This is a genomic window from Moorena sp. SIO4G3, assembly GCF_010692305.1.
Taxonomy (GTDB): Bacteria; Cyanobacteriota; Cyanobacteriia; order Cyanobacteriales; family Coleofasciculaceae; genus Moorena; species Moorena producens_A.
In genome coordinates this window covers 1-6,187 of record NZ_JAAHIG010000470.1, presented here as the reverse complement: position 1 = coordinate 6,187, position 6,187 = coordinate 1, and the positions used below count along the sequence as shown (strand labels likewise).

At 44.1% G+C, this 6,187-nt stretch carries 5 protein-coding genes; all 5 read right to left on the bottom strand.

All coding sequences use genetic code 11. The features are described from left to right. Positions 1 to 160 precede the first annotated feature (160 nt). Positions 161 to 1,369, bottom strand: coding sequence for a hormogonium polysaccharide biosynthesis glycosyltransferase HpsP (hpsP, locus tag F6J99_RS40270; RefSeq protein WP_365975213.1), 1,209 nt, complete (start codon positions 1,367 to 1,369; stop codon positions 161 to 163). Between the two features lie 72 nt (positions 1,370 to 1,441). Beyond that, complete coding sequence (locus tag F6J99_RS40265; RefSeq protein WP_293121797.1) at positions 1,442 to 2,356, bottom strand: phosphate/phosphite/phosphonate ABC transporter substrate-binding protein; 915 nt, start codon at positions 2,354 to 2,356, stop codon at positions 1,442 to 1,444. A gap of 311 nt (positions 2,357 to 2,667) precedes the next feature. Further along, positions 2,668 to 4,842, bottom strand: coding sequence for a choice-of-anchor I family protein (locus F6J99_RS40260; protein ID WP_293121794.1), 2,175 nt, complete (start codon positions 4,840 to 4,842; stop codon positions 2,668 to 2,670). A gap of 15 nt (positions 4,843 to 4,857) precedes the next feature. Next, a complete protein-coding gene (locus F6J99_RS40255; RefSeq protein ID WP_293121791.1) occupies positions 4,858 to 5,007 on the bottom strand; it encodes a hypothetical protein in 150 nt (49 codons plus the stop codon). Between the two features lie 865 nt (positions 5,008 to 5,872). Further along, positions 5,873 to 6,187 (bottom strand): ATP-binding domain-containing protein (locus F6J99_RS40250; RefSeq protein ID WP_293121788.1); only part of this gene is annotated, 315 nt, incomplete at its 5' end.

The window sequence follows — 6,187 nt, the reverse complement described above, 5'->3', positions numbered from 1 at the left end:
GTAAAACTGGAAGTAAGAAACATAATGTCACCATGCACACACAAGAGAGACATTTGTTCATATCATCTCTGACGCGCGAAATGTGTTTTACCGTTTGTTTGATCGATGATACATCTATTTTGCTTGGTTTATCGGGGGTTTGACAGTACCCGTAGGGGTACTAATGACTAATTTGACCGTAAACCTGAATCATTTGTTGTGCGATCGCATTCCAACTATAGTGCTTTAAAGCATACTCCTGAGCCTTGACTCCCCGCAGTTGGCATTCCTCTTTATTTTGCAGGGCTTCCCGTAACTGTCTAGTCAAAGCCTGAACCTCGCAAGGACTTACCCATCCTGCTTCAGCATCTTTGACGTTTTCCCAAATATGGACCTGGTCAGAAATCACCACTGCTGTCCCAGCCACCATCGCTTCCGCTACCGCAATCCCAAAGTTTTCGTAGTAAGATGGCAGGACAAATACATCTGCATCCTTTAACAATGCTGCTTTCAAGTCACCAGTCACGAAACCAGTAATGGTAGTATTTGATGATAGAGTTGAAGCCTTGATCTGCTCTATGATACTATTTTCATAACTTGGGTCTTGAGGATTAGTTCCTGCCAAGACAAAGTGAAATTGGAGTCCCTCGTTTAAGAGCTTCTCTAGAGCTGGGATAAGTAAATCCAATCCCTTCTTCGGGTCAATACGAGACATAAACAACACTAAGGGTTGGTCATGGGGAATCTTCAATTCAGTACGTGCTTGAGCTAGTTGTTGCTGGAGTTGTTGCTGGATTGGCGGCGTTACTCCTAAGGGAATCACGATATCAGGGGATGCTGTCCCAAAACGTTCCGAAATCTTAGCTTCCTGTGGACTGGTAAAGTGTATACCAGCTGCTCCAGCTAAATTCGGTTTCTCCCACAGTGCGGCATAGATGCGCTTTAGCTGTTGTTTCTTCCGCAAATCCGCTGGGTCAAGGGTACCTAAGGGACGCAATAGGTAGGGTAATCCCTTTTTTCTGGCGATGGTAGCCGCTGCTGTACTGACTGGGGAAAATAAGGCATGGATATGGGCAAGGTCAAATTCTGAGGCATGTTGCCATAGCCAGCGTAATAAGCCCAGGGAAAACTTATAGCGGCGAAAGGGAGAGCAACGGAAGTATCTGATCTGATAACCATCCTGTTCTACTGGTTGATCCAGGGGTACATCCAAAGGGGGTTGACCAGCATCCCCATTAGAGTTAGTAGTTAGTACTGTAATTGCTACCCCTTGAGATGCCAGAGCCTGAGATAGTCCCTTTACCATTTGACTCGGACCACCATATACCAGGGAAATCGATGGGACGATTTGTAAAATTCGCATGGAATATTTCTTAATACCAAGTTGCATCAAAGATAGCACTCTTCCTAATCAACCTTAGGAGCAATAACGACCTGACGCCATCATTCAGCAACTTCTAGATTACTTATCCCGTGCCTGCACCAATTCATAATACTCTTCCATCTGTGCTAAAGCTGCTTTTGGTTCTTGGGGAAATTGATCAAATTTGGCAGTCTTTTTGAATTTCTGCAAAATTTCCTGACCCTCTTTGTTATTATGCATTTTCATTAGTACTTCTTTGACTTCCTCAAGTACCTTAGGATCCATATCTGGTGCAGCAACTACCACCTGTCGAGGAAACTTTTCGGTTTCTGCCAACACCACTAGCTGTGACCGTTGACTCTCTGGCAATCCTGCAAAGGTTTCACTGTCAGTAGCACCAGCATCAACATTTTTGCTCAATACCCAGCGCACAGTGTTGAGGTCATCACCAGCAAAAACATACCCCACCTGATTTTTAGGCACCTGATGATTGGCTTCCCCCTTCTCCACTGGATTCATACCGGATTTAATCAGATGAGATAGAGGAAACATATAACCTGAGGAGGAGAAGGGAACCTCTAGGGCAAGCATTTTGCCTTTTAAGTCTTCCAGAGATTTCAGATCACTATCTTGGCGGGCGAAAAATATAGTACTGTACTCAGCAACACCCTTCTTCCAGCGGCGCAGGATTACCTTAGCACCAGTTTGGTTAACCATATACATGGCTGGATAAGGACTATCCATGTATAGATCCACTTCACCAGATTTTATCCATTGCGCCATGGTTTCTTGATCGGAAGCAATTTTGACCTCCCCCTGACCAATTCCTGCCTGACCTAAATTAGCTGCCAGGTAATCAGCAACTCCTTGAAAACGTTGCTTTCTGGATGGATTCAACGCAATGTCCCCTAGCACAATCACTTCTTTAGCTTGAGATTCGCTCTGATTTTGACAACCCCATAGGGGAATTAGGATCCCAATCAGGGCGATTGTGGTTACAGCCTTTCGGAACATAGTTTACTCTGTCTTTGACTAGCTGACTCAGGAGATTTACCGAAAAAAGTATCCTGAAAAAAACCTGAAAAAAAGTAGATGCACCCTGGATGAATTTCAGGTTTATGAACTTATAGTTCCCATTGACTAGCTATATCTAACATTCTGTTGTTGAAGGAGTAACATTCATAAAAATAAACGACCCTAACTCAGAACAATTACAATGAGACAACATAACAAGCTAGGGATGTTGCCAAATTGGCTAAATTCACAAAATTTTACCAATTTTGCCAAAATTAGTGGGATCAATAGGTATGCCATCCATGGCTTTTTCAGGTGAAGTTGAAATCTGAGGCACTGAGCTGCTCTACACTCACTCCTTCTATGAGAACTTTTCCACCATCATTGGCCTTAAACAAAGTCCCATCTTCGGTGTTAGTTATCCGACCGTCATAGATAACCGAATTCAACCACTCTTGAGGATCAATATTGCCCCAACCCTGGAATTCAATTTTATCGACACCTACCTCAAAGTCCTTGATCACATCAAATTCACCGGGTAATAGACTTTTATTCTGTTTAAAAATAAAGTGATCATAGCCTTCACCACCAGTCATGACATCACTGCCACGACCACCATTTAAGATATCATCGCCACTGCCACCATCTAGGATATCATCATGGCGACCCCCTTTAATGGTATCATCACCATGATTACCATTTAGGATATCATTACCCCTTCCCCCTTGGAGAAAGTCGTTATCTAGACCACCGTCAAGGTCGTCATCACCTCGACCCCCCCTAAGAATGTCATTGCCACTGCCACCATCAAGGTCGTCATGACCCCGACCTCCCCTCAGGATGTCATTGCCTTGGTTTCCCTGAATTAAGTCATCACCTCGGTCACCATGAATGGTGTCATTGCCTTCGAGACCCTTAATGATATCATCTTCTTCAGTACCAACTAGTTTGTTATCCCCGTCATCTCCCACAATGCTTTGATCGGGAAGGATTGAGTCGATTTCATAGATGGTGGTCGTGCCACTAACTTCATTGGCTGCTACCAACAGAGGTCTGCGATTGGGACTATCTTCGGCGGAAATGAAGGTCAATCCTTCTGGCCCAAGGTCTCCTGCTGTTCCCGCCGCAGCATCACCGCTAAAATCCCGGTTGTTGATGTATTGCACAAAGGTAGGATGAGTGGGGTCACTCACGTCATAGACCATGATTCCACCAATACGCTCTAAGCCAATAAAAGCAAAGGTGCGTCCATCAATTACTCCTGTTACCACTCCTTCGGGTTCCGGTCCCTTGTCATTGCTGCGGGTATCAAAGGAGTTGTTGGCGTCATTGTCGGAGTTAAAGTCATCAGGGAGAAATTCGGCAGTGATGCGCTCGAAGTCATCGCCACTGTCAAAAACTTGATTGCCATATTCATCCCAGATCGAGAAGGAACGACTCCCGAAGGCAAAAAGCTGATCAAAATCACCGTCACCGTCTGTATCCCCTAAAGTGTTTGTCACTATCAAAGAACCCAGGTTTTCAGCTTGTTGGAGTTCAGCGGCATCGGGGAAAGCATGGGGATCTAGGTTAAGGTCTCCCACTAGGGCTTCTTCACTAAAGCCCTCAAAGTCCCGGCTATCCCCTTCGTTAGCTGTAATTAGGAAGGTTTTGCCGTCTACCTGAAATGATGCGATCGCATCCGGCTGGAACATTCCGAAAACCGGCCAATTCTGGATATTAATCCCATCGTCTTGATCACTAGCATCAAAGCCATTACCGAGAAGACTGTGGTCTTTAAATCCTAAGGGCAAGATATCAGTAATTTCGCCACGATTGATATCTAGCACAGCTAAGGCATTATTTTCTTGCAGGGTAATCCAGGCTGTTTGGGAATCTTCAGACACGGTAATGAACTCAGGTTCTAAGTCTTGGGCTACGGTAGCACCGGGACCAAAGATACGTACTCCCTGCTCTTGCAATTGCTCGATTTGAGGATTAAATGCTTTGAAGTCAGCGTTAGTAACAGTAGCTTGCTTAACCCCTCCAGAGATGTCGATAATACTAACAGACCCTTCTGGATCAACGGTAAATTCATTATTGGGTTCTCCTTCATTAGCTACTAACACTTTTTGACCATCAGCGGTGAAGGTCAATGCATCAGGTAGCGCTCCAACAGTTACGGCATTCAAGAAATTGCCATCAGTGTTAAAGAAAACAACTTGACCAGGATTCTGTGTATTTTCATCTTCAACTGCTACGGCAACAATACCATTATTCACCGCAACACTGTTGGTACCTCCCCCAAAATCATTGAGGCTAATTTCAGTAATTTTGTTAGGATTAGTAGGATCGCTCAGATTCAGTACATCAATGGCATTATTAGCGCCATTGACTACAAACAGGCGTTGTGAGCTGGGGTCATAAGCAGGAATTTCCGCAGCACCATCGTCAAATATACCGGTTTCAAAGGTACTAATTGGTGATAGTTTTATAGAATTTGTCATGACTAAATTTAGTATTTATAGTTGGGTTTTAAATAAAAAATAAATCGGGAATCGGGAATCGGGAATCGGGAATCGGGAATCGGGAACAGTAAATTTTGCTAGTGGTGCTTCAGGGGTGGGATTGCCCTGATTTTCCGCCTCTTTGCCAGCGTTGAAATAGCCCACCCCGTAACGCACCACCGGCTCAAACAGCTTTTATAAGATGCACCCTGCTATAGTGAGTATTATCTGTTTGTTTTATAATTTTATAAGCAATAAAATTGGTTGATTAAAAAAGTATTCAAAATCCCTAATTATTAAACACAAAGCATCTACCTGATTAAGCAAACTAGTTTAATCAAAAATAAAATAGGTAAACTGTATTTAGATAGTAATGTTGATTTTTAGTATTACTAGTGGTTAGACCAGCTCATAAACAAAAATAAATAAAAATTACCTATAGTTAGGTGTACATCAATAACTACAGGGCTATATTAATTAATAAAGAACTATTTCACGTAATTATGTGGCCATCCTGGCAATAATTTCAAAGGATAGGACTTACCCACTGAAACGAAAAATTAAGGGTTTAGCCAATAAGTCAGAGGTAAGCTATCAGCCGTCAGCTGTCAGCCGTCAGCCTTGGCCACGCTACGCGAATGGCTCACGCTACTTGAGAGGATATCTGAAAAGTTTTTTTATACTGAATTTTGCCCCCCTAGCCCCCCAAGCGAGGGATTGCTCGCTTGGGGGGAACAAGAGTCAATTTGCTTCTAAAAGTCCCTTCCGGTGCGCTTTCCAATGGGCGAGTAAATCGCCCTTGGGTCGCACCGCAAAATTGGGGGAGGGGGCTTGGATGTAGCAAATGAGACTTCTCAGACAACCTCTGAGGTGCTTTCCGTAACTGAGATTAAACGAATGCTTACCTTTTTTATTCAACAGCTGTTCGCAAAGCCTGCGCTATGCCCATAAGCTGATAGTTTACAGGCACAGAAAAAAGGGAACAGGGGGGATTCTTGTTCCCTATTCCGAAGTTGAACACTGGTGACAGTTAACTGTCTTCAAGGTCACCAATATCCCGCTTCAGAGGTCGCTTGTAGGTAAAGGTGAAGGTATCACCACTCTCAATGACCTGGCGGATTTCGCTATACATGGGATAGTCACCCACTCCACTGACACTTGCCCAGCCCCGCGCCCTAGTTAATGCTACAAATAGCTGGTTACGCAAACTGACATCACTCTCGTTCCTGGCAACATTATCAATACCGACCACATACACCATATCCGCTTCATTACCCTTAGCACGGGGCACACGAGATATGGTTACCCCACCATCTTTCCAGAAGCGATCGCGATCAACATGGGA